The sequence below is a fragment of the Thiohalorhabdus denitrificans genome, assembly GCF_001399755.1.
Classification (GTDB): Bacteria; Pseudomonadota; Gammaproteobacteria; order Thiohalorhabdales; family Thiohalorhabdaceae; genus Thiohalorhabdus; species Thiohalorhabdus denitrificans.
The window spans coordinates 1-22,186 of the sequence record NZ_LJCP01000006.1 but is presented as its reverse complement, the minus strand read 5'-3'; the positions used below and the strand labels follow the sequence as shown (position 1 = coordinate 22,186).

The 22,186-nt window shown below is 68.3% G+C and carries 20 protein-coding genes; 4 read left to right on the top strand and 16 right to left on the bottom strand.

The features are described 5' to 3' along the window. Positions 1-77: 77 nt before the first annotated feature. From AN478_RS01555 to AN478_RS01510, 11 genes are all read right to left on the bottom strand, one after another. On the bottom strand, positions 78-755 hold the full coding sequence (locus AN478_RS01555) for a hypothetical protein (protein ID WP_054964869.1): 678 nt from the start codon (positions 753-755) through the stop codon (positions 78-80). A 299-nt stretch (positions 756-1,054) separates the two neighbouring features. Then, positions 1,055-1,426: an FAD-dependent oxidoreductase gene (locus AN478_RS01550; RefSeq protein WP_269434437.1), complete on the bottom strand. Its 372-nt coding sequence runs from the start codon at positions 1,424-1,426 to the stop codon at positions 1,055-1,057. A gap of 158 nt (positions 1,427-1,584) precedes the next feature. After that, entirely contained in the window at positions 1,585-3,774 is a 2,190-nt protein-coding gene (locus tag AN478_RS01545; protein ID WP_054964867.1) for a PAS domain S-box protein, read from the bottom strand. Between the two features lie 183 nt (positions 3,775-3,957). Beyond that, positions 3,958-4,701, bottom strand: coding sequence for a glutathione peroxidase (locus AN478_RS01540; RefSeq protein ID WP_054965152.1), 744 nt, complete (start codon positions 4,699-4,701; stop codon positions 3,958-3,960). 142 nt (positions 4,702-4,843) lie between these two features. Continuing rightward, positions 4,844-5,773 (bottom strand): hydrogen peroxide-inducible genes activator, encoded by a 930-nt coding sequence (locus tag AN478_RS01535; RefSeq protein ID WP_054964866.1) that lies wholly within the window; start codon positions 5,771-5,773, stop codon positions 4,844-4,846. Between the two features lie 70 nt (positions 5,774-5,843). Further along, positions 5,844-6,608, bottom strand: coding sequence for a hypothetical protein (locus AN478_RS13830; RefSeq protein WP_074471335.1), 765 nt, complete (start codon positions 6,606-6,608; stop codon positions 5,844-5,846). Positions 6,609-6,701: 93 nt separating this feature from the next. After that, positions 6,702-7,652 (bottom strand): SPFH domain-containing protein, encoded by a 951-nt coding sequence (locus AN478_RS01530; protein WP_231627307.1) that lies wholly within the window; start codon positions 7,650-7,652, stop codon positions 6,702-6,704. A 35-nt stretch (positions 7,653-7,687) separates the two neighbouring features. After that, the gene (locus AN478_RS01525) at positions 7,688-8,137 is read right to left on the bottom strand and encodes an NfeD family protein (protein WP_054964865.1); all 450 of its coding nucleotides are present in this window, start codon (positions 8,135-8,137) and stop codon (positions 7,688-7,690) included. Positions 8,138-8,294: 157 nt separating this feature from the next. Continuing rightward, entirely contained in the window at positions 8,295-11,366 is a 3,072-nt protein-coding gene (locus tag AN478_RS01520) for an efflux RND transporter permease subunit (protein ID WP_054964864.1), read from the bottom strand. Next, on the bottom strand, positions 11,363-12,550 hold the full coding sequence (locus AN478_RS01515) for an efflux RND transporter periplasmic adaptor subunit (RefSeq protein ID WP_054964863.1): 1,188 nt from the start codon (positions 12,548-12,550) through the stop codon (positions 11,363-11,365). The genes AN478_RS01520 and AN478_RS01515 overlap by 4 nt, the downstream gene beginning before the upstream one ends. 140 nt (positions 12,551-12,690) lie before the next feature. Then, a complete protein-coding gene (locus AN478_RS01510) occupies positions 12,691-13,176 on the bottom strand; it encodes a universal stress protein (RefSeq protein WP_054964862.1) in 486 nt (161 codons plus the stop codon). Between the two features lie 220 nt (positions 13,177-13,396). Here AN478_RS01510 and AN478_RS01505 point away from each other — a divergent pair, with 220 nt between their 5' ends. Next, the gene (locus tag AN478_RS01505; RefSeq protein WP_054964861.1) at positions 13,397-14,899 is read left to right on the top strand and encodes a SulP family inorganic anion transporter; all 1,503 of its coding nucleotides are present in this window, start codon (positions 13,397-13,399) and stop codon (positions 14,897-14,899) included. Between the two features lie 155 nt (positions 14,900-15,054). Beyond that, positions 15,055-16,137 carry a glycosyltransferase gene (locus tag AN478_RS01500; protein WP_054964860.1) on the top strand — a complete coding sequence of 361 codons (1,083 nt, stop codon included), beginning with the start codon at positions 15,055-15,057 and terminating at the stop codon, positions 16,135-16,137. Between the two features lie 6 nt (positions 16,138-16,143). Here AN478_RS01500 and AN478_RS01495 read toward each other — a convergent pair whose 3' ends face one another. The 5 genes from AN478_RS01495 to AN478_RS01475 form a co-directional block, all read right to left on the bottom strand. Next, a complete protein-coding gene (locus AN478_RS01495; RefSeq protein WP_054964859.1) occupies positions 16,144-17,553 on the bottom strand; it encodes a dihydrolipoyl dehydrogenase family protein in 1,410 nt (469 codons plus the stop codon). A 108-nt stretch (positions 17,554-17,661) separates the two neighbouring features. Beyond that, positions 17,662-18,114, bottom strand: coding sequence for a hypothetical protein (locus tag AN478_RS14615; RefSeq protein WP_054964858.1), 453 nt, complete (start codon positions 18,112-18,114; stop codon positions 17,662-17,664). A 146-nt stretch (positions 18,115-18,260) separates the two neighbouring features. After that, positions 18,261-19,916 carry a chaperonin GroEL gene (gene groL / locus AN478_RS01485; RefSeq protein WP_054964857.1) on the bottom strand — a complete coding sequence of 552 codons (1,656 nt, stop codon included), beginning with the start codon at positions 19,914-19,916 and terminating at the stop codon, positions 18,261-18,263. A gap of 62 nt (positions 19,917-19,978) precedes the next feature. Next, positions 19,979-20,266, bottom strand: a complete 288-nt coding sequence (gene groES, locus AN478_RS01480; RefSeq protein ID WP_054964856.1) for a co-chaperone GroES — start codon at positions 20,264-20,266, stop codon at positions 19,979-19,981. Between the two features lie 180 nt (positions 20,267-20,446). Then, positions 20,447-20,911: an FxsA family protein gene (locus AN478_RS01475; RefSeq protein WP_054964855.1), complete on the bottom strand. Its 465-nt coding sequence runs from the start codon at positions 20,909-20,911 to the stop codon at positions 20,447-20,449. Positions 20,912-21,227: 316 nt separating this feature from the next. Here AN478_RS01475 and cutA point away from each other — a divergent pair, with 316 nt between their 5' ends. Both cutA and AN478_RS01465 read left to right on the top strand, forming a co-directional pair. Continuing rightward, positions 21,228-21,536, top strand: a complete 309-nt coding sequence (gene cutA / locus AN478_RS01470) for a divalent-cation tolerance protein CutA (RefSeq protein WP_054964854.1) — start codon at positions 21,228-21,230, stop codon at positions 21,534-21,536. Positions 21,537-21,695: 159 nt separating this feature from the next. Continuing rightward, the coding region (locus AN478_RS01465; protein WP_197289208.1) for a protein-disulfide reductase DsbD N-terminal domain-containing protein at positions 21,696-22,186 on the top strand (491 nt) is incomplete at its 3' end.

The window sequence follows — 22,186 nt, the reverse complement described above, 5'->3', positions numbered from 1 at the left end:
GGGAGCGGTCCGGTCCTGGAGGCTCGGTCGAATGACCCCGGCGGGCCCGCTGGGGAACGGGCCCGCCGGTTCGGGGCTCAGCCGGCTTGCCGTGCCCGGAGCCAGGCCAGCCCCAGCAGCCCGAGTCCGAGCAAGGCGGGAGTGGCCGGCGAAGGGATCGGCGAAGGGGCCGAGGTCTGCCCGGGGGTCTGGGAAAGCAGGAACGAGTCGTCCGGGAAGTAGCCGTTCTCCCGCAGCCCGAACCGGATCATGGCGGTATCCCCGTCGCCCAGGATTCCGTCCATGTACTCCAGGTAGTCCCGCTCCCCGAACTCATCGGCCTCGGTGCTCGTGAAGGCATCCGAGTCCCGGGGGAGGCCGCTGCGCTGGGCGAAGCTCACTCCGTCGGTATTGTGGGAGTGGCTGAAGCCCTCAGGGACGAAGGAGGCCTGGTCTTCCGTCTCGGACCCATCGCCCGTGGGGACCAGGATCTCGTTGGCCAGGGATCCCCAGTCGGAGCCGGAATTGTTGGTGATCTCCTTGATGATGGTGTAATCGCGGTCGCCCTCCAGGTCACTGAGCTCCAGGGCCCCCGGACCTTCCCCCTCCCAGGTTTCCTGGATGGTGATGGTGCTATCGGATTGGTCGTAGGAGAACTCGCCGATGCCCTGGTTATGGGGACTCAGCTCGATGGCGAGAGCGGAGGCCGTGGTTGGGACCAGCAGGGCCGAAAGGAACAGCGCGGTCATGCCGCCCAACAGGGTCTTGGTTCTCATGGCAACTCTCCTTTAAAGAGAGCAAAGGGTTCGCCTCCTCCGAAGCATGAGCCGTGCCAGGAAAGGGAAAAACGGAAAATCAGGTTGCTGCATGGGCGGGGGAGGCAGGGAGGGGCGGGGTGCCGAGGGATGTGCAAAATTCGGCGACAGGCGGAATGAGGCGGAGGCCCCGGCTGCTGCGGAAGGGCCGGCCGTGGGAGGCCCGCCTCCTGTAAAGCCTCTGGACGGAAAACGGGGCGGATCCACGGGGACGAAGGGTCCGGAAAGAGAAAGCGCCCGGCGGCCAGCGCCGGGCGCCTTCACATCTTGGAGGGCACGCAGCCCACGTTGACGCAGGTCCCGCCCAGGGTACCGCGCTCGATCAGGGTTACCCGCGCGCCCGCGTCCTGCGCCCGAATGGCGCCGGCGAAGGCGGCCGAGCCGCCGCCGATGACGGCGACGTGGAGGCCTGCGGCCTCGCCGGGGGCAGGGAGCCGGTGACCCCCGGGAGCCAGCCGCGCGTCGTAGCCGGCCTCCCGGACCGCCGCCACCAGGGCCGCGTCCTCGACTCCGGAGGGGGCGCTCATGTGCGCCGTGCCCGCCGGATACGACACGGTGGCTGCCACCCCCGGCAGGCTGTTGAGGATCCGCTGCACGTGCTCCGCGCAGCTCGCGCAGGTCATGCCGGTAATCTCCAGTGTCCACTCGCCTATGGGCTCCTCCTGTGCCGACTGGGAGTGAGGCCTGCCTTCCGGGGACGCAAAAGCCTTAGCCGGACAAGGCGGGCGAAAGCCTACTCCTTGTACCCGAGTACGGAGTCAAAGGGTTTCTTGCGGTTTCCGGGGGGAGCTTACGCCGGGAGGGCCGGCAGGCGCAGACGGAAGGTGACACCAGGGCCCGGATCATTGGCCTCCAGCCACAGGTGGCCGTTCTGCTCCTCGAGGATGGACTGGCAGATGGGCAGGCCGATGCCGGTACCGCCGCTCTTGGTGGTGAACAGGGGCTGGAAGATCTGCTCGCGCAGGCCGGGGGAGATGCCCGGACCACGGTCGTGCACCGCCACCTCCACACTGCCGTCCTGGAGGGTGGTGGAAACGGTAACCTCTACCTCCTCCAAGCCGGGGCCGGGGCCGGCCTCGACGGCATTGATGACCAGATTCAGCAGGCATTCCTGAAGCTTTATGGAGTCCGCCAGAACCAGGGGCAGGTCCGGCCCTAGGTCCAGCGCGAGGTGGTAGGGATGCGCCTCGGAGGACACGGGCAGCAGCGCGAACACCGAATGCAGCAGGGAATTGAGGTTGGTGGGAGAGGGCTCCGGCGACTCGCCGCGGAAGTAGTGGCGCAGGTCCTTGACCACATCGGAGGCCCGTTTGGCCTGCTCCTGGATCCGCTCCAGGGCGTCGTGCAGGAGCTCCGGCGAGGCACCGCCCTGATCCAGCTGCAACAGCGCCCCGCCAGCGTAGCCACTGACCGCCGCCAGGGGCTGGTTGAGCTGATGGGCCAGCAGGCGGCCCAGCTCCTCGATGGCCGAGCCCCGGCGCTTGCGCTCGCCGGCCAGCATCTTGCGCATGGTGAGGTCGGAGAACACGAACACGTACCGCACCACCCGGCCGCCCTCGTCGTGGATGGCGGTGATGGTTACCCATTGGGGCTGGAGGCTGCCGTCCTTGCGCCGGCCCAGGATTTCCCCTTCCCAGGTCCCGGCACCGTCCAGGCTCGCCTGGATGTCCCGGTAGAGGGCGGGGTCGTATCCCTCCGGCCGCAGGAGGGCGTTGGTGTGGCCGAGCACCTCCTCGGCCGTGAAGCCCGTGATCCGGGTGAAGGCCTCGTTCACCCGCTGGATGGTGCCGTCCACGGTGGTCACCATTACCGCGTTGGCGGAGCGGAAGACCTCCGCCATGAGCGCTAGGCCCGTTTCCAGGGCGTGGATTTCGGCCACGTCCTCCACCAGGGCCAGCAAGGGGGGCGGCCCCTCGGTTTCGGTGGCGGGCATGAGCGATACGGAAACCCGTCCCCACACCACCCCGCCCTCCGGGGTGAGGAAGCGCTTGTTGATGCGGTAACTGTCCCGCTTTCCGGCCAGGACTTCCTCGGCCAGGGCGCGGTCCTTGGCCACGTCCTCGGGATACGTGAATTCCTCGAAGGGCATCCGGCGCAGGGTGGCCTGGTCCCGGCCCAGCATCCGCTCCAGCGCCGGATTGGCCATGCGCGGCCGGTGGTCGTGACCCACCACGGCGATGCCCAGGGCGGCGCGCTCGAAGACGGCGCGGAAGCGGGCCTCGCTCTCGCGGAGCGCCTCCTCGGCCTCCCGGCGGGCGGTCACGTCGCGGTAGTACCAGGCCCGGCCCCAGTAGATCCCGCGGTCATCCTGCACGCCGCGGGAATAGCGCTCCAGGATGCGGCCGTCCCGGAGCTGGACCTCGGTACCGTGCTCGGATTCGTCCAGGTGCTCGTAGAGGCGGTTTACCTCCGCCACGAATCCCTCGGGGTCACAGAGCTGGTCCAGCACCGCGGCCACGGCGGCGCGCCCGTCGCCGCGCGCCATGACCTCCGGAGGGATGCTCCAGAGGGCCACGAACTGCTGGTTCCAGGCGAGCATCCGGGAATCCCGGTCCGCCACCACGATGGCGTCCGGGGAGGTAGCCAGGTGGGCCTGCAGCAGGGCGTTGGCATAGAAGAGATTGCGGTCCGGCTGGGGCAGCCCGGCAATGCTCGCCAGGGGCTGGGCGGGCTCCACCGGCCGGATCTTGTTCAGCTTCAGGAGGAAAAGGCCGGCCGGGGCGGCGGGGAATTCGTAGGCCTCCGTCTCGGCGAGGAATTCGGTGCCGTCCTTGCAGTGCACCCGCACATCCTCGGCAACGGGTGGCTCCGTGGCGGCCGGGAACAGGAGGTTCAGGGGCCGGCCGGCCACCTCCCGGCTCCCGTAGCCCATGGTGGCCTCCGCCTGCCGGTTGAGCAGGTTGAGCGTGCCCGCGGCGTCCAGCCCCACCAAGGCGTAGGGTAGGTCGTTGAGCAGGGTTTCGAAGGGTTGCCGCTGCACTGCAGGCCTCCCGGAATGGGGCCGGGATCCCGGGCGGAACCGTGGAAAACCGGGCGAAATACCCAGGCACTTTCACTCTAGCCTGAACCCCCGTACCCGAGGAACGGCATCGGGCTTTTCCCTCCCCGGCACAAGCCTTCCATTTCGGACCAGAGTGCGTGGCCGATCCGGAAAGGCTGATGCTCAGGCGGCCCGGCGCTTCTCCGCCCAGGCGGCAATGGCTTCCGAGCCGCCGATGCGCTCGCCGTTGACGAAGGCCTGCGGCACCGTATCCACGCCGCTGACGGCGCGCACCGTGGCCATGGAAACCCCCTGGTCCACCTCGAGCTCCTCGTAGGCCACCCCGTGGTCCTCCAGGGCCTTCTTGGCCCGGGCGCAGTAGGGGCAGCCGGGCTTGGTGAACAGGCTCACCTTCTCGGGCTGCTTCGCCTCCGGGTTCAGGTAGCCGAGCACCGTGTCAGCGTCGGAGACCTCGTAGGGGTCCCCGGGCACGTCCGGTTCCACGAACATCTTCTCGACCACCCCGTCACGGACCACCATGGCGTAGCGCCAGGAGCGCTTGCCGAAGCCGAGATCGCCCTTGTCCACCAGCATGCCCATGCCCTCGGTGAACTCGCCGTTGCCGTCGGGCAGGAAGGTGATGTCCCAGGCGCCCTGGTCTGCCTGCCAAGCGTTCATGACGAAGGCGTCGTTCACCGAGATGCAGACGATGTCGTCCACGCTGTTCTCCCGGAACACCGGGGCCAGCTCGTTAAAGCGCGGCACGTGGGAGGCCGAGCAGGTGGGCGTGAACGCCCCCGGCAGGGCGAACACCACCGCCGTCTTGCCGGCGAAGACGTCCTTGGAGGAGACCTCCGCCCATTCATTGTTCTGCCGGGTCCTGAAGGTGACCTCGGGTACTCGCTGTCCTTCGCGCTTGTCGGTCATGATCCATCCCTCGTTCATGGGCTGATTAAGTTTCGATCGCAGGGTCCGTGAAGCCGTTCCGGCCATCGCCCGGCTACGAGGGAAAGAATAGGCGGCGGCAAGAAATAGGTTAAATGAATTAGCGCGATGAAGGAGATAGGATTCAGCTATCGGGGAAGGATGCGCAGGTGAGCGGGCATTGGCGCACCGCCGCCGCTACCGCCTCCACGGCCTCGGGCCGGGGAAAGCTCTCCCGCCAGGCCAGGGCGATGCGGCGGCTGGGAGCTTCGGCGGCAAAGCGGCGCTGCGCCAGCAGGCGCTGGTTGAACAGCTCGCCGCCCACGGCGGTGCACGGCATCACCGACACCCCCAGGCCGGAGGCCACCATGTAGCGGATGGTCTCCAGGGAGCTGCTCTCCACGGTGCGGGCCATGCCCGCCGGCTGGCCGCTCTCGGGGCGGCATTCCGGGCAGTGGGCGAGCACCTGGTCGCGGAAGCAGTGGCCGTCGTTGAGCAGCAGCACCGTCTCCGTCCCCAGCTCCTCGCGGCCCACGCTTTCACGCCCGCTCCAGGGGTGGGAGGCGGGCAGCACCACCGTGAAGGGCTCGTCATAGAGGGGCCGGGTGACCAGTCCAGGCACCTCGAAGGGCAGGGAGATGAGGATGACGTCCAGCTCGCCGCGCTTGAGACGCTCGGTGAGGTCGGCGGTGTAGCCCTCTTCCACCACTAGCGGCATGCCGGGCGCCGCCTCGTGGAGGCGGGGCACCAGGTGCGGCAGCAGATAGGGCCCCACGGTGAAGATGGCGCCCAGGCGCAGCGGCTCGCCCAGCGGATCCCGGGCCGCGGAGGCCAGCGCGCCGATCTCCTCCACCCCCTCCAGCACCCGCTGCGCCTGCTCCACCACCCGCTCGCCCACCGGGGTGGGCGTCACTGCCGTGGTACCGCGCTCGAACAGCGCCACCCCCAGCTCCTCCTCCAGCTTCTTCACCGCCACGGAGAGCGTGGGCTGGGCCACGAAGGCGGCCTCCGCTGCCCGGCCGAAGTGGCGGTGGCGGGCCAGGGCGATGATGTATTTGAGCTCGGAGAGGGTCATGGTGTTTACTTTTAAGTGTTCGATTTTATTTAAATTTTATGGCTTCTATGGGCCTTTAAAGTCAATAAGTTTAAAATAAAGATTGCTTGTATTCTGGGGTTGCCATAATTATTTGATTGAGGCTTATGCAAAAAATCCTTATCCCAAATTTTTCCTCCAGTTTGCCGCGTATTAATTCTGATTTATAAGGGAAATGCTTAGCAACAAAAGCGGCTGATTTCCTCTTACTATCCGGATGAGGCAGGCTGTAAATCGATTGTGCTACCTCCCTCATGGACTTTTCTGAAATTTGCCCCAATTTTACTTGGGTATAGATTATTTCATCTTTTGATTCTGCTATTACGTCTACTTTCAGTGCATCTAAGTCTTTGTCGGCGCGTTTTGCCTCAAACCCTAGTTCTGAGAAATATGATTCAACTGCATGCTCTGAAATTTTTGAGCGGGTGTATTGAAATTTCCCAAAAAAGGTGTCCATGTTTTCTTTGATATGTTTAATATCTTTGCGTAAGGGATACTCCTCACCCCGCTCCTCTTCCGTTATGAAATCTGAGTAGTATCCAATTTCTTTTCCCGAAAATACTTGAACTATGAAGTCATCCCTGTCCCAACCAACGCAAGTATTGTCTATTTGGTGGATAAGGATACCAACTTCTTCCTCTTCCAATTCTATCTCTAATATTATATTACCGTGGTATATTTTACCTTCTATGTGTAAATCAATATGTCCTGCCCGCACGCTATCTTGGTAGCTTGGGTCAAATTTCCATATAACATAAGATTCACTCTCTCTTGTTCTTGCTGTTCGTATGAATTTGTAAGAAAAATCTAGGTGCATGGCTTTTGGCTTTATGTTTGAGAAGCTATTAAAGATAGAATATCTAGAAAGCGGACGCCAAAAATGTCTCTTTATTTGAAAGGTTTCATTCCGTCAAAATTTCCCGTTCCCGGGAAACAACCCCTGAATAGACTCCAGACTCCCCAGTAACCCGGTAGCCTCATAGGGCACCAGCACCCGCTCGCCGTCCTTGGCGATCTCCGGGAGCTTCTCCATGTAGCGCTGGGCGATGAGGTAGCTGATCACCATCTGCGGGTCGATGTCCTTCTGCATCTGCTGGCCGGCGGAGAGCACCTTCTCGATGGCCCCCTTCTCGCCCTCGGCGCGCTGGATGGCCGCTTCCTTGTCGCCCTCGGCCTCCTTGATCTGCGCCTCTTTGTAGCCGTTGGCCTCGGTGACGGTGGCCCGGCGCTTGCGCTCGGCGGTCATCACCTGGCGCATAGCGTTCTCCACCTCCTCGGGGAGGGTGATGTCCTGGATCTCCACGCGGTTCACCTTCACGCCCCACTTGTTGCCGGCGTCGTCCATCACCTTCTGCAGCTCGTTGTTGATCTCGTCGCGGGAGGAGAACAGCGTGTCCAGCTCGCGGGCGCCCACCACGGCGCGCAGGGTGGTCTTGGCCAGCACCTCCACGGCCTGGATCAGGTTCTCCACCTCGTAGACGGCGTCCTTGGGCGACTGGATCTGGAAGTAGAGGGCGCCGTCGATCTGGATGGAGACGTTGTCGTTGGTCACCACCGGCTGGGCGGGGAAGTTGAGCACCGTCTCGCGGGTGTCGATCTTGGTCTCCTCCACCACCCGCTCGGCGAGGGCCTTGGAGCCGATGCCGGTGCTCTCGTAGCGGCGGATCTTGATGGGCCGGGCCCGCTCCAGCACCGGGATCAGGAAGTTGATGCCCGGGCCGAGGGTGCGGCTGAAGCTGCCCAGGCGTTCCACCACCACCGCCTCGCTCTGCTGGACGATGAAAAGGCCCTTGGCGATGAAGGCGATGAGGCCGACGCCGATGACGAGGGCGGCGATCAGGCCGATGCTGATGTCGATCATGCGGATTCCCCTTTTGCGGCCCGGGGGCCGCGGTTCTAGTCTTCTTCCGGGCGGTGGGTGACGAGGGTGATGCCGTCCATGCGCTCCACGATCAGGGTCTCCCCCTCCCGAGGCTCGCTGCCGTCGTCCAGGACCACCGGGTAGTGGTCGCTCTTGAGCTTGGCCACCAGGCGGTCGCCCTGGGCCACCACGGTGACCCGCGCCCCCTGCTCCCAGCCCGGCTCCCGCGGGCCGGCGCCCCGGCTGGCCATCTCCTTGCGGAACAGGCGGACCATGAGGGGCACGAGCACCAGGGTGGCGAGCAGGAAGGTCCAAACCTGGGCCGTGACCCCCGTGCCGAGGGCTGCCGCCACCGCGGCCAGCACCGCCGCCAGGCCGGTGGCCACCAGGATGAACTGGGTTCCCAGCAGGCTCAGGTCGATGAGGACGAGGGCCACGGCGGCGGCGAGCCACCACAGCCAGGCGGGCAGTCCCAGGAGCTCCACGCGCTTCCTCCCCGGTTGGTGTATGTCGCGAAGGGCACGGCCCGGGTCGCGCCCGGAACCGGCTAAGCCCTTTTATATGCTGAGGAAATGAATTGCAAGCGGGGGGAAGGCCCGGAGGCTCGGGGGCAGGGGGCCGAGCCCGAGGAGGTCCCGGGGCTCAGGCGGTGGCGACGCGGCGGCGGTGGACGAGGGCGTACACCGCCGGGATGAGCACCAGCGTGATGGCGGTGGAGACGAATAGCCCGCCGATCACTGCGCGGGCCATGGGCGCCTGGGTCTCGCCGCCCTCGCCGAGGCCGAGGGCCAGCGGCACCAGGGCCAGCATGGTGGTGGTGGCGGTCATGAGGATGGGCCGCAGTCGGCGCCGGCCCGCCTCCCGGAGGGCGGCGTGGAGCCCCCGTCCCTCGGCCCGCAGGCGGTTGGCCTGGTCCACCAGCAGGATGGCGTTGTTCACCACGATGCCCACCAGGATCACGCACCCGAGCAGGGACTGGCTGTTGAGGGTGGTGCCGGTGGCCAGGAGCATGGCCACCACGCCGATGCCGGCCAGGGGCACCGAGCCCATGACGATGAGGGGATCGCGCAGGGACTCGTAGAGGCTGGCCATGACCATGTAGACCAGGACCAGGGCCAGGGCGATGCCGAGGAACAGGCTGGAGAAGGCCTCCTGCTGCTCCTCCCAGTCGCCGCCGATGAGCACCTCGTAGTTGTCGGGGACGGGCAGGTCCGCCTGGGCGGCGCGCACGTCGGCCACCACCGAGCCCATGTCTCGGCCGGCCAGGTTGGCTTCGACGCTGACGATCCGGGTCTGGTCCTTGCGGTCGATGACCGTGGGCCCCTCGCCAACCTCCAGGCTTGCCACGCTGCCCAGCCGCACCAGGCGGTCGCCGTCGGCGGGAACCCGCAGATCGAGCAAGTCCTCGCGGGGCAGGACCTGGTTGTCCCGGAACTGGACGCGGATGTCCACCTCGTCCCCGGCGTCCAGGTAGCGCGACGCCACCCGGCCCCCCACCGCCGTCTCCACGATCCCGGTGATGTCGGCGATGGCCACGCCCCGGTCGGCGGCCCGCTGGCGGTCCACCTGGATCAGCTCCTGCGGGGCGCCGCCCTTGCGCGAAAGTCGGGTCCGCGTCAGGCCGTCGATGTCGGCGATGCGCCGTTCCACCTCCCGGGCCAAGGCCTGCAGGGTGTCCAGCTCGAAGCCGCGCACCTCCACCGCCAGGGCCTCCTCCTGGCCGGAGAGGATGCGCATGAAGAAGGGCCGGCGGGTGTGCACCCGAACCTCGGCGCCGGGCACCGCCCCCAGGGCCTCGCGCAGGGCCTCGGCCACCTCGGCGCTGGAGCGCTCCCGCTCGCCCCGCGGCGGCAGGCCCACGCGCACGTAGCCGGTGGCCGACTCGCTGGGCCGGTAGCCGCTGGTGCCCACGCTGGTGACGGTCACCTCCGCCTCAGGCACCTCCGCCGCGGCTACCCGCTCGGCGGTGCGGGTGGCGCGGTCCACGGTCTCCAGTCGGGTGCCCGGCGGCATCTCCAGGTTGATCTGCACCTCGGACTCGTCGGTCCGCGGCATGAATTCGGTGCCGATCTGGGGCAGGGCGGCCGCGGCGGCGCCGAGGGCGGCCAGGGCCAGGCCCACCACCGTCCAGGGGCGGCGCAGGGTCCGGTCCAGGAGGGCCTGGTAGCGGCTCTCCAGCCGCTTCAGGGTCCGGCCGATGCCGTCCCCCAGCCGGCGCAGGGGGACGGGGGCCGGGTGCGCCCCCGCCCCCAGCATCCGGCCCCCGAGCATGGGCACCAGGGTCAGCGCCGCGAGCAGGGCGGCCAGCAGGGCGAAGGCCACCACCCAGGCGAGCTGTCGGAACAGCTGGCCGGTCAGCTCCTCGGCGAACAGCATGGGCAGGAAGATGGCCAGGGTGGTGAGCGTACCCGCCACCACCGGCGCGGCCACCTCGCCGGTGCCCCGTACCGCCGCCTCCGCTGGGGCCAGGCCCTCGCTCTCCCGGCGCCGTACCATGTTCTCCAGCACCACGATGGCGCTGTCCACCATCAGCCCCACCCCTAGGGCCAGGCCGCCGATGGTCATGAGGTTCAGGGTGAAGCCGGCGAAGTAGACCAAACCGAAGGTGGTGATCACCGCCACCGGGATGGCGGTGGCCACCACCGCCGTGGCCCGCAGGCTGCGCAGGAACACCAGCAGCACCGCCACCGCCAGCAGGGCGCCGAGGAGCATGGAGCGGGTGGCGTTGGTGATGGAGCGCTGGATGTACTCGGACTGGTCGAACAACGGGGTGAGCCGGATCTGCGGGTGGCGTCCGCGCAGGCGCTCGATCTCGCGGTGCAGGCGCTCGGCCACCTCCACGGTGTTGGCCCCGGACTGCTTGCGGACCGCCAGGCGCACCCCCGGCTCGCCGTCGATGCGCACCAGGCGGGTGGGCTCCTGCTGGGTGTTGCGGATCTCGGCGATCTGGCCGAGCTCGATGAGGGCGTCGCCGCGCCGGGCGATCACCGTCTCCCGCATCTGGTCGAGGCTCCGGAACCGCCCCGGGACCCGCACCGTGTAGTCGGTGTGGCCCCGCTTTATGCTGCCGCCGGGGCGGTTGAGGTTGGCCTCCTCGATGGCCGTGGCCACCTCGCCCGGCGACAGGTCGAGGGCCTGGAGGCGCTCGGGCAGCAGGCGCACCTGCACCTCGCGCTGCGGCTCCCCCCAGGGATCCACGTGGGCCACCCCGGGGATCTGCTGGATGGCGGGGGTAAGCCGGTCGTCGATGAGCCGGCGCAGGGCCACCGGGTCCATGCCGGTGGACAGGCCGATGAGCATGATCGGCATGTTGGCGGTGTCGAACTTGCGGATCTGGGGACGGTCCGCCCCCTCCGGCGGGTCCTCGAACTCCTTGTCCAGGGCGTCGCGCACGTCGTTGGCGGCCACGGCGAGGTCGGTGCCCCAGTCGAAACGCAGCTGGACGTTGGTGACCCCTTCCGCCGATCCGGAGGTGATCTCCTCCAGGCCTGGCACCGTGGCCACCGCCCGCTCGATGGGCCGGGCCACCAGCTCCTCCATGGCCTCGGGGCTGGCGTTGGGGTAGTTCACCGCCACGGTGAGGAAGGGGTACTCGACGTCCGGCATGAGGTCCACCGACAGCCGCGAGAGCGACACGGCGCCGAGCAGCACGGCGATCAGGGTCACCATGACGGTGAACACCGGACGGCGGACGCTGAAGGCGGGCAGGCTCAAAGCTCGGGCAGCTCCGCGACGGTGACCGGGGCGCCGTCCTCCAGCAGCTGCTGGCCCAGGGTGACCACCCGGCCGTCGAGGTCCTCAGGCGCAACCACCTGGACCCGTTCGCCGTTGCGGATGCCGGTGGTCACCGGAACGAATTCCACCTTGGCCGGGGAGCTGCGGCGGATGCGGTAGACCCCGGGCTGCCCGTCCCGGCGCACCAGGGCCTCGGTGGGGACCAGGGTGGTGTCCTCGGCGGTGCCCACGGCCACCTCCACGTTGGCGAACATGCCGGGCTTGAGCGCACGCTCCTCGTTGGGGGCGCGCACCTCCACCCGGGCCCGGCGACTGTCCTCGGCGAACCGGGGGGCGATGCGGGCGATGGTGGCCTCGAAGCGGTGGCCGGGGAGCGCACGGGTGGTGATGGTAGCCGGTTGGCCCTTGGCCAGGTGCGGGTAGTCGCGCTCGGGCACCTGGATCACGGCGGTGAGGGGGGCGGTGCGCACCACGGAGAGCAGGGGCTCATGGGCGCCGATGGAGTCGCCGGGGTTGGCCATGCGCTCGCCCACCAGCCGGGTGGCGTCGCCGTCGGGCCAGTGGGCGCGGATCCGGGTGTGGCCGAGCTGCACCCGGGTGCGGCTTAGGGCGGCCTCCCGCTGCTTCAGCCGGGCCTCGGCCACCGCCACCGCCGCCTCCTTGGCCTCGGCCTCCGCCTCGGCGGTGTCGAGGGCGGAGGCCGAGGCCATGTCGCGCTCCGCCAGGCGCTCGGTGCGCTCCAGCTCGCGCCGGGCGAGGCGGGCATCCGCCTTGGCCTGGCTCAGCTCGGCCCGGCCCACGGCGACCAGCGCCTCCGCCTCGGCCACGTCCTGGCGCGCCTCGTCGTCGTCCAGCTCCGCCACCACCTGACCACGCTCGACGCGGTCGCCGATGTCCACGTGGATGCGCTCCAGCTGCCCGTCCGTCTTGGGGGCCAGGGTGAAGGCCTGCTCGGGCTCCAGGGTGCCCGTGAAGGCGCGCACATCGGTGATGGCGCCGGTGGTGACCGGAGCCGCCTCCACGGCGATGCGGTTCGCGGGCTTTTCGTCCGGCGGAGTGTCGGAGTCCTGTTGGAAGGGAAGTCGGTCCAGCCACCAGGCAGCGCCGACGGCCAGCAGGGCCAGGACAAGCAGGGGGAAGCCGAGGCGGGCGGGCGTGCTCATGGTCTCCGCTGGTGGTTGTCCGTGGCCGGGGGGGGGAGCGGGGCAGGGCCCCGGAACCCCTTATCAGGGTAAACCTTTAGAGCCTTGCGCCGGGGCGGGGTTCCCGGCGGCGGCCACGGAGGGTCCGGGGGCGGGAGCCCCTAGTCGGCGATCTCGGAGGGGGGCAGGTGGGCGCGGATGGAATCGTCCATGGAGACCTCGTGGACCACCACCACCGGCTGCCGGGCGTGGCGGATGAGCCATTCCGTGGCCGAGCCGTGCAGCATGTTGGCGAGCTGGCTGCGGCCCCGGGTGCCCAGGACGATCATGTCGGCGCCCCACTCCTCCGCCTGGCGCATGATCTCCTCGGCGGCGTTGCCCACGTCGATGCCGCACTCCTCGCCCTCCTGGGCCCAGGCCTCCAGCTGCTCCATTGCCTCCTTCTCCGCGCTCTCCCGCATGTCCTTGGAGGACAGGGGCGAGGTGCCGGTGTGCGCCGCGCCGGCGGCGCTGTTGGCGGCCACGTCGGAGGGGCGCAGGACCTGGAGCAGGCGGCGGGTGGCCTGGGGAAAGTGCTGTCGGGCCACCGCCAGGGCCTGGGCCGAGGCGGGGGAGAAATCGACGGCGATGAGGACGCGCTGGGCCATGCGTGCTTCCCGTAGTCGGAGACTCCCGGGCCTTGCGGATCGGAGTCTTTAGAAAATTCTAATAGAGTGATAGGCTTTCACGCCTTTCACGGCGTGCTCAGTCTGTACCCCCATCGCGCCGGTTGCAAGGGCGGGCGGTTGCCGGCCGCGCTCTCGTTGCCACCTGCCTCCTTTTCCTGCTGGACGCACGCCTCACTCCCGCAGCACCAGGAACGACAACGTGAAGAAAACCCTGCAGGCCGCCTGGGAGCGCCAGCGCGGCATATGGCTCTTTAACGTCCGCGGCGACCTCATCGCCGGGGCCGTGGTGGCCCTGGCCCTGATCCCGGAGGCCATCGCCTTCTCCCTGGTGGCCGGCCTAGATCCCCAGGTGGGCCTCTATGCCTCCTTCACCATGGCGGTGGTCATCGCTTTCGCCGGCGGCCGGCCGGGCATGATCTCGGCGGCCACCGGCGCCATGGCCCTGCTGGTGGTGGACCTGGTGGCGGACCATGGGCTGCAGTACCTGCTGGTGGCGACCCTCCTCACCGGGGTGATCCAGATCCTGTTCGCTTGGGCGAAGCTGGCGCGCTACATGATGTTCATCCCGCGCACGGTGATGGTGGGCTTCGTCAACGCCCTGGCCATCCTCATCTTCCTCTCCCAGGTCCACTACCTCACCGACGGCAATACCACCATGTGGATCATGGTGGGGGTGGGGCTTGCGCTCCTCTACACCCTGCCGCACCTGCCCGGTTACCCGCGCCTGTTGCCGGCGCCGCTGGTGGTCATCGTGGCCCTTACGGCGGTGGTCTGGTGGCAGGGGCTGGAGACCCTCCAGGTGGGCGACATGGGCGAGCTGCCCGACGGCCTGCCGGTGTTCCTGCTGCCCGACGTGCCGTGGACCTGGGAGACTCTGCAGATCGTCGCCCCCACCTCCCTGGCCCTGGCGGTGGTGGGTCTGCTGGAGTCGCTGCTCACCGCTTCCATCGTCGACGACCTCACCGACACCCCCAGCGGCAAGAACACCGAGTCCCAGGGGCAGGGCATAGCCAACATCGTCACCGGCTTCTTCGGCGGCATGGCCAGCTGCGCCATGATTGGCCAGTCCATGATCAACATCCAGTCCGGCGGGCTGGGCCGGCTTTCCACCCTGGCGGCGGGGATCTATCTGCTGTTCTTTATCCTGGTGCTCGGCGATCTGGTCTCCATCATCCCCATGGCCGCCCTGGTGGCGGTGATGATCATGGTCTCCATCGCCACCTTCGACTGGGGGTCGCTGAAGACCCTGCACCGGCTGCCGCGCACCGACGCCACCGTGCTGGTGGTCACCGTGGCCACGGTGGTGATCACCCACGACCTGTCCATGGGCGTGCTGGCGGGCGTGGTGCTCAGCGCCATCTTCTTCGCCCGCAAGATGGCCAAGGCCATCGGGGTGACCAGCGCGCTCTCCCCGGACGGGCGGACGCGCACCTACACCGTCTCCGGGCAGCTCTTCTTCGTGGCGGTGGATAAGTTCATCGACAGCTTCGACTACCGCGAGCCCATCCACCATGTGGTCCTCGACCTCCGGGACGTGGCCCTGTGGGACAGCTCCGCCGTGGACGCCATCGACAAGGTGGTGGGCAAGTTCCGCCGCCGCGGCATGGAGGTGGATGTCAAAAGCCCGGGCGGTTCCAGCGGCGAACTCCACGACCGGCTGGCCCTGCACGACAAGGACGTGGAGCTGGGCGCCGGCCACTAGACCGTCCCGTGAACCCCCCTGAAAGGCCCGCCCGACGGCGGGCCTTTTTGCGTGGGGCCTGGACAGGTTTTGGAAGAACCGGCCATCGCGGCACTTGCCAGGCTTGGAAGGGCCTGTCGGGATGGAGAGAGGAGCGGCGGACCGCGGGAGCGGCCATGGCCGGACAACGGATCCTGTTCGCGGTGCACGACTGGGGCCTGGGCCATGCCACCCGGGCCCTGCCGCTCATCCGCGGCCTCCTGGAGGCCGGCCACGCCGTAACCGTCCTGTCCACGGGCCCCGCCCTGCGGCTCCTGGAGTGTGAGCTGGCGGGGCGGTGCGCTTTCCACGACCTGCCGGGGATCCCCAAGCCCTTCAGCCGCACCGCCGCCGGCTTCTACGCCCGGCTGACCCTCTCCCTGCCCCGGGTGCTCCGCGCTTACCGGCGGGAGCGCCGCTTCACTCGGGAGCTGTGCCGCCAGCAGGGGATCGACCGCATCGTCTCCGACACCCGCTTCGGGGTGGTGGACCCCGAGGTGCCCAGCTACTTCCTTACCCAGTCCCTGCGCCAGATCGTCCCCGGCCGCCCCCGCCTCCTGGAGCGGGCGGTGGAGGCCCACCAGCGCCGCCTCCTGGCCCCCTTCCGGCGGATCCTGGTGCCGGATCGGGCGGAGGACGGCGGGCTCACCGGCGACCTGAGCCACCATCTATCCTGCGATTGGGGAGGGCGCCTAACTTACATCGGGCCCATAACCGACCTGGCTCCGCGCGAAGGCGCACCGGAGCTGGACTGCTTCGTCACCCTCTCCGGGGAGGAGCCGCAGCGCACCATGCTGGCGCAGCGGGTGCTGGGGCAGGTGGAGGGGCTGCCGGGCCGGGTGGTGGTCACCCTCGGGAGGCAGGAGGCCACGGAGCGGACCTTGGAGGGGGGACGGGTGACCGTATACGGCCACCTGGACCGGGAGGTGCAGGGGGCGATGATGAACCGCGCCCGGCTGGTGGTCTGTCGCTCGGGCCTGTCCACCCTCTCCGAGGTGGCGCGGCTCGGCAAGCGTGCCCTGCTGATCCCCACCCCCGGCCAGAGCGAGCAGGAGTACCTGGCCCGCTACCACCGGGAGCGCGGCCACGCCCATGCGGTGTCCCAGAGCCGCCTCGACCTGGCCCGGGACGCGGTGCGAGCGGAGGGGTATCCGGGGCTCCCGCCGGTGCCTCCGGGGGAGGAAACGGTGCGGCGCTTCCTCGCCGCCGTCGAGGCGTGAGGGGGTTCAGTCCGTGCCGAAGATCTCCGGCCCGAGGCCCCAGTTGGCGGCCAGGGTCTCGGTGCTGTTGAGCACCTCCTCGGCCATGGCGGGGTGGTTGAAGCGGCCCGCAGCGATCTGGGAGAGGGCCGTGTCGGGGTCGGGGTGGCTGGTGAGGATGTGGATTAGCTCACCGGCGGAGTCGCCGACGATCTCGCCGCCGAGCAGGGTGCCCTCGTCCATGTCCACCAACAGGCGGGTGAAGCCCTCGTCGGTGTCCTGGCCCACGGCCTTGGGGTTGGTCTCGAAGCTGGTGAAGCCCACCGCCGGCTCGTACTCGGCGTCCTCGGCCTCGTCGTCGTCCAGCCCGACCCGGGCCAGCTCCAGGGCGGAGTAGACCACCTCCGGCACCATGGCGTCGTTCGCCTCGGTGCTCTCCGCCTCCAGGATGTTCTTCACGGCCACCACGCCGTCGGCCATGGCGTGGTTGGCGGTCTGGTGGCGGTTGGCGCAGTCACCGATGGCGTAGACCCCTTCCCGGGTGGTGCGGCGGTACTCGTCCACCCGGACGAAGCCGCGGTCGTCGGTCTCCACCCCGGCCTCCTCCAGACCCAGGCCGTCGGTGACTGGCTCGCGGCCGGTGCCCAGCAGCAGCCAGTCCGCCTCCAGGCGCTCGCCGTCGTCGAGCTCGGCGACCACCCGCTCCCCCTCCACGCGGGTACCGGCCAGGCGCCCGCCGGTGCGCCATTCGATGCCGTGCTCCTGGAGCTTGCCCTCCAGGGCGCCCCGGGCCTGCGGCGTGAACCGGGTCTTGCGCAGGGGCGCACCGGAGGCCACCCAGGTCACCGAGCAGCCCAGCTGGGCGAGGATGAAGGCCATCTCGGTGCCGATGACCCCCGAGCCCGCCACGATCACCTCGCCGGGCGGCGGGGCCGGCTCGTCGAAGAGCATGTCGGTGGTGAGCACCTTGCCGGAAACCGGCTCCACGCCGGGGATGGGGGCGGGCCGGGAGCCGGTGCCGAGGATCACGTTGCGGGCCGCCACGGTTCCGGCGTCGGGCCCCTCGATGACCACGTTGCCCTCGGCGTCCAGGCGGGCGTGGCCCTTGTACTGCTGGACCTTGAGCCGGTCCATGAAGCCCACGTAGCTCTCCTGGACCTGCGCCACTACCCGCTCCTGGTGCTCCCAGGCGGCGGCCAGGTCGCCCTTCAGCGGTCCCCCGGCAATGCCGCGTTCGGCGAACTTGGCAGAACGGGCGATGGTCTTGGCGGTGTGGTGCCAGTCCTTCTTGGGGATGCAGCCGCGGTTCAGGCAGGTGCCGCCCCAGTCGGCCTTCTCCACGATGCCCACCGACAGGCCGCGCAGGGCGGCGTAGACGGCGGCGCGGTAGCCGCCGGGGCCGCTGCCGATCACCATCAGATCCAGGGATTCGCTCATTCGTGTGCACTCCGGGCGGAACGGAAAAGAGGGCTATTTTGTGGAGGGCGCCCGGCGGGATCAACCCCGCCGGGATTCCGGGTTCGTTCCGGTCCGGGGCGCGGGAGTCTACCGGTATTCGGCGAAGGGCCGGGAGAAGGGGAGGCGGCCCGACAGCGCCGGAATGGGTAGGGTGGCGCGGGCCGGGCCGCAGGGGTCCGAGCTTCCGCCGCACCGGATGGGCGTGGCTCCCACGGGGTTCCCGGAAGGATCGCGGGGCTCGCGGGGGAGGGTGGCCAGGTAGGCGCCCTGCCGGTAGACGGGCAGGGCCACCAGGGGCTCGGAGCGCACGGGGAAGGGATGGCCGGCCTGGGGCTGGGGCGGCGCCAGGTCGTCCGGAAGGCGGTCCTCGCCCACGAAGAAGGACAGCCGCCCGGTGTGCTGCTCGGTGCCCAGGGTGCCCTGGTAGCGCAGCCCGATGTCCCCGGCCGGCGCGGCCTCCCCCATCGCCAGGACCACCAGCACCAGCCCCGTACGCGGAACCGCCCGCCAGCCAGCGGTTTTCCGTGGATGCTTGTCCATTCTTCCCCCCTTTGCCCGACCGAGGGTGCCGGGGAGGGGCAACGATTTCAAGGCCGGGGAGGGAAGGGGCTTCCGGAGTAGGGACGCAAAAAAGCCCCGCCGGGGGAGCCGGCGGGGCTTTGCGACCGCAGTGGGTCGGGCGGGGCTTACATCATGCCCATGCCGCCCATGCCACCCATGCCGCCCATGTCGGCACCACCGCCGCCGCCTTCGCCGCCTTCCTCAGGCTTGTCGGCGATCATGGCCTCGGTGGTGATCATGAGGCTGGCGATGCTGGAGGCGTTCTGCAGCGCCAGGCGGGTGACCTTGGTGGGGTCGATCACGCCCATGTCCATCATGTCGCCGTACTCGTCGGTACCGGCGTTGAAGCCGTAGGTGGCCTGGTCCTTCTCCATGACCTTGTTGACCACCACGGAGGGCTCGCCACCGGCGTTGTGGACGATCTGGCGCAGCGGCTCCTCGATGGCGCGGCGGATGATGCCCACCCCGGCGTCCTGGTCGTGGCTGCCGGTCTTGAAGTCGTCGAGGACCTTGCGGGCGCGCAGCAGGGCCATGCCGCCGCCGGGCACGATGCCCTCCTCGACGGCCGCCCGGGTGGCGTGCAGGGCGTCCTCGACGCGGGCCTTCTTCTCCTTCATCTCCACCTCGGTGGAGGCGCCCACGTTGATCACCGCTACGCCGCCGGCCAGCTTGGCGACCCGCTCCTGCAGCTTCTCGCGGTCGTAGTCGCTGTTGGCGTCCTCGATCTGCTTGCGGATCTGCTGGACGCGGGCCTGGATGTCGGTGTCGTTGCCGCCACCGTCGACAATGGTGGTGTTGTCCTTGTCGATGGTGACGCGCTTGGCCTGGCCGAGGTCGTCGATGGTGGCGTTCTCGAGCTGGGCGCCGACGTCCTCGGAGATCACGCGGCCGCCGGTGAGGATGGCCATATCCTCGAGCATGGCCTTGCGGCGGTCACCGAAGCCGGGGGCCTTCACCGCGGCGACGCGGATGGTGCCGCGCATGTTGTTGACCACCAGGGTGGCCAGGGCCTCGCCCTCGAGGTCCTCGGCGACGATCAGCAGCGGCTTGGACTGCTTGGCCACCGCCTCCAGCACGGGCAGCAGGTCCTTCATGCTGGAGATCTTCTTGTCGTGCAGGAGGATGTAGCAGTCCTCCAGCTCGGCCACCATGCGCTCGTTGTCGGTGCAGAAGTACGGGCTCAGGTAGCCGCGGTCGAACTGCATGCCCTCGACCACGTCCAGGGTGTTCTCCAGGGAGGAGCCTTCCTCGACGGTGATCACGCCTTCCTTGCCCACCTTGGACATGGCGTCGGCGATGATCTGGCCGATGGACTCGTCGGAGTTGGCGGAGATGGTGCCGATCTGGGCGATCTCCTTCTCCTCGGAGCAGTCGCGGCTCATGCCGCGCAGCTCGCCCACGACCTTCTCCACGGCGGCGTCGATGCCGCGCTTGAGGTCCATGGGGTTCATGCCGGCGGCCACGGACTTGATGCCCTCGGTGACGATCTCCTGGGCGAGCACGGTGGCGGTGGTGGTGCCGTCACCGGCCTCGTCGGAGGTCTGGGAGGACACTTCCTTCACCATCTGGGCGCCCATGTTCTCGAACTTGTCCTCAAGCTCGATCTCCTTGGCCACGGAGACGCCGTCCTTGGTGATGTTCGGGGAGCCGAAGGACTTCTCCAGCACCACGTTGCGCCCCTTGGGGCCCAGGGTCACCTTGACGGCGTTAGCGAGCTGGTCGACGCCGTGAAGCATGCGGTGGCGAGCGTTCTCACCGAATTTAATATCTTTCGCAGGCATGGTTTTCTAAACCCTCCGGTTTTGGAACCTAGTGGGTGTAATGTTCGGGGTGGGGCGGTCGGTTACTCGACCACGCCCATGATGTCGTCCTCGCGCATCACCAGGACGTCCTCGCTGCCCACGGACACCTCGGTGCCGGCGTACTTGGCGAAGATCACCCGGTCGCCTTCCTTGACGGCCATGGGGCGCTTCTCCCCGTTGTCCAGGATCTTGCCGTCGCCCACGGCGACCACGTCGCCCTGGATCGGCTTCTCCTTGGCGGTGTCGGGGATGTAGAGACCGCCTTCGGTCTTCTCTTCCTCTTCCACACGCTTCACCACGACACGGTCGTGTAGAGGCCGGATCTTCATGGTGCCGTTCCCTCCTGAGGTAGGCGTACGTCGAAAAAAAGCTGATGGTTTTGGGTGTTCGGTTTCCGTCCGGGGCGTTATTAGCACTCGGCGGAGGAGAGTGCTAATGTTAACGGTCCGGTCCGCCTTGTCAATCCCATAGCGTCCGGATTTGCCGTGCCTTTCGAAGGACCCGAAAGGCTATTGGTCGCGGTCCCGCTCCCGGAACTGGCCTTCGATGGTCGAGCCCGATCCCCCGTGACTCCCCGGACCGCCGCGGTCGCGGGGCGGCGGGGACCAGGTCCGCACCTCCAGGCGGTGGCGCAGGCGGTTGTAGGCCCAGGCTCGCAAAGGCGGGGTGAGCAGGGCGAAGCCCACGGCGTCGGTGAAGAAGCCGGGGGTCAGCAGCAGGGCGCCGGCCACCAGCAGGCAGGCGCCCTCGAAAAGGGTGAAGCCCGGCAGCTCGCCGCGGGCAAGCTGCCCATAGAAGCGGGTTACGGTTACCATCCCCTGGTACCGCGTCAGGACGGCACCGAGGAGGGCGGTGCCCACCACGGCCAGGATGGTCAGCGGGGCTCCGATGACCTGGCCCACCTCGATGAGGAGATAGATCTCCACGAGGGGGACAATCAGGAACAGCGCGAACAGGCTAGGAAATAGCCGCATGGAAAACCTTCCGGACGCGGATGGGGGGAGAGGCGCCTCCCAGTCCTGCGTATGTGGGGACGGGCGGCGAACGGTTCAAGGGGGTCGGAGGAAAGATTCCGCGAAGGCGAATTCGGGCCGGGGGGCAAAAAAATGGCGACGGTCCGGAGACCGTCGCCCAACCCACAAAGGAGGAAAAGCCTTCACAATCAACAAGCCCGTCGCTCTCGCACCGAGCCGTGGACTGATTCGGCTACCACGTTAGAGTACGGGTGGCGGGCGGAGTTCCCGACGGGATGAAACGCCCGCCGCCGCAGCCCGAGCAAGGAGGCCGACCTTGAACATCATCGTCTACACCACCTGCCCCAACGAGGAGGTGGCCCGCACCATCAGCCACAAGGTAGTGACGGAGCGCCTTGCCGCCTGCGTGCACCGGCATCAGGCGGGTACCAGCGTGTACGAGTGGGAGGGCCGAGTGGAGGAGGACAGCGAGATCCTCCTCATGATCAAGACCAAGGAGAAGCTCTACGAGCCCCTGGAGGCCGCCATCCTGGAGGCCCACCCCTACGACGTCCCCGAGATCATCGCCGTGTCCATCGACAACGGCCTCGCCGCTTACCTGCGCTGGATCGACCATCTGGATTGAGCCGGGATTCCGTGGGGCCCGGGGGCGGGACGCCCATCACGGGTCCGCGGGGACGGCCAAGGCGGGGCAAATGAACCCGCTGGGGGGATTTGTGGTCCGAGGTCTGGTACATTACGCCGCTAGAACGGACATTCTAGTGGGAAAAGGAGCGAGCCCGGCATGAAGTTCCAAGCGTCGGTTGCGAGGCAGGCGCGCGCTGCGCTGAGCCTTGTGGTTGCCTTGCTGCTGACCTCCCTGGCGGTTTCCGCCCAGGCCCAGAACATCCCGCAGCCCGAGGAGGCGTTCCAGCCCAGCGCCGAGGCGGTGGGACCCGACACGGTGCGGGTCACCTGGGACGTGGGGGACGACACCTACCTCTACCGCGACAAGCTCGATCTTTCGGTCGTGGAGCCCGAGGGGGGCGAGGTGGTCGCCACCGAGGTGCCCGCGGGCAAGGAGAAGTACGACGAGACCTTCGATAAGGAGATGGAGGTCTTCTACGGCGAGGCCACCCTCACCGCCGAGCTCAGCGGCGTCGAGGACACCGACGAGGTGGTGGTGGAGGCCCGCTACCAGGGCTGCGCCGACGCCGGGGTCTGCTACCCGCCGCAGACCAAGGAGCTCACGGTTTCCCTGGCCGACGCCCCGGCGGCCGCCGCGGGCGGGCCGGG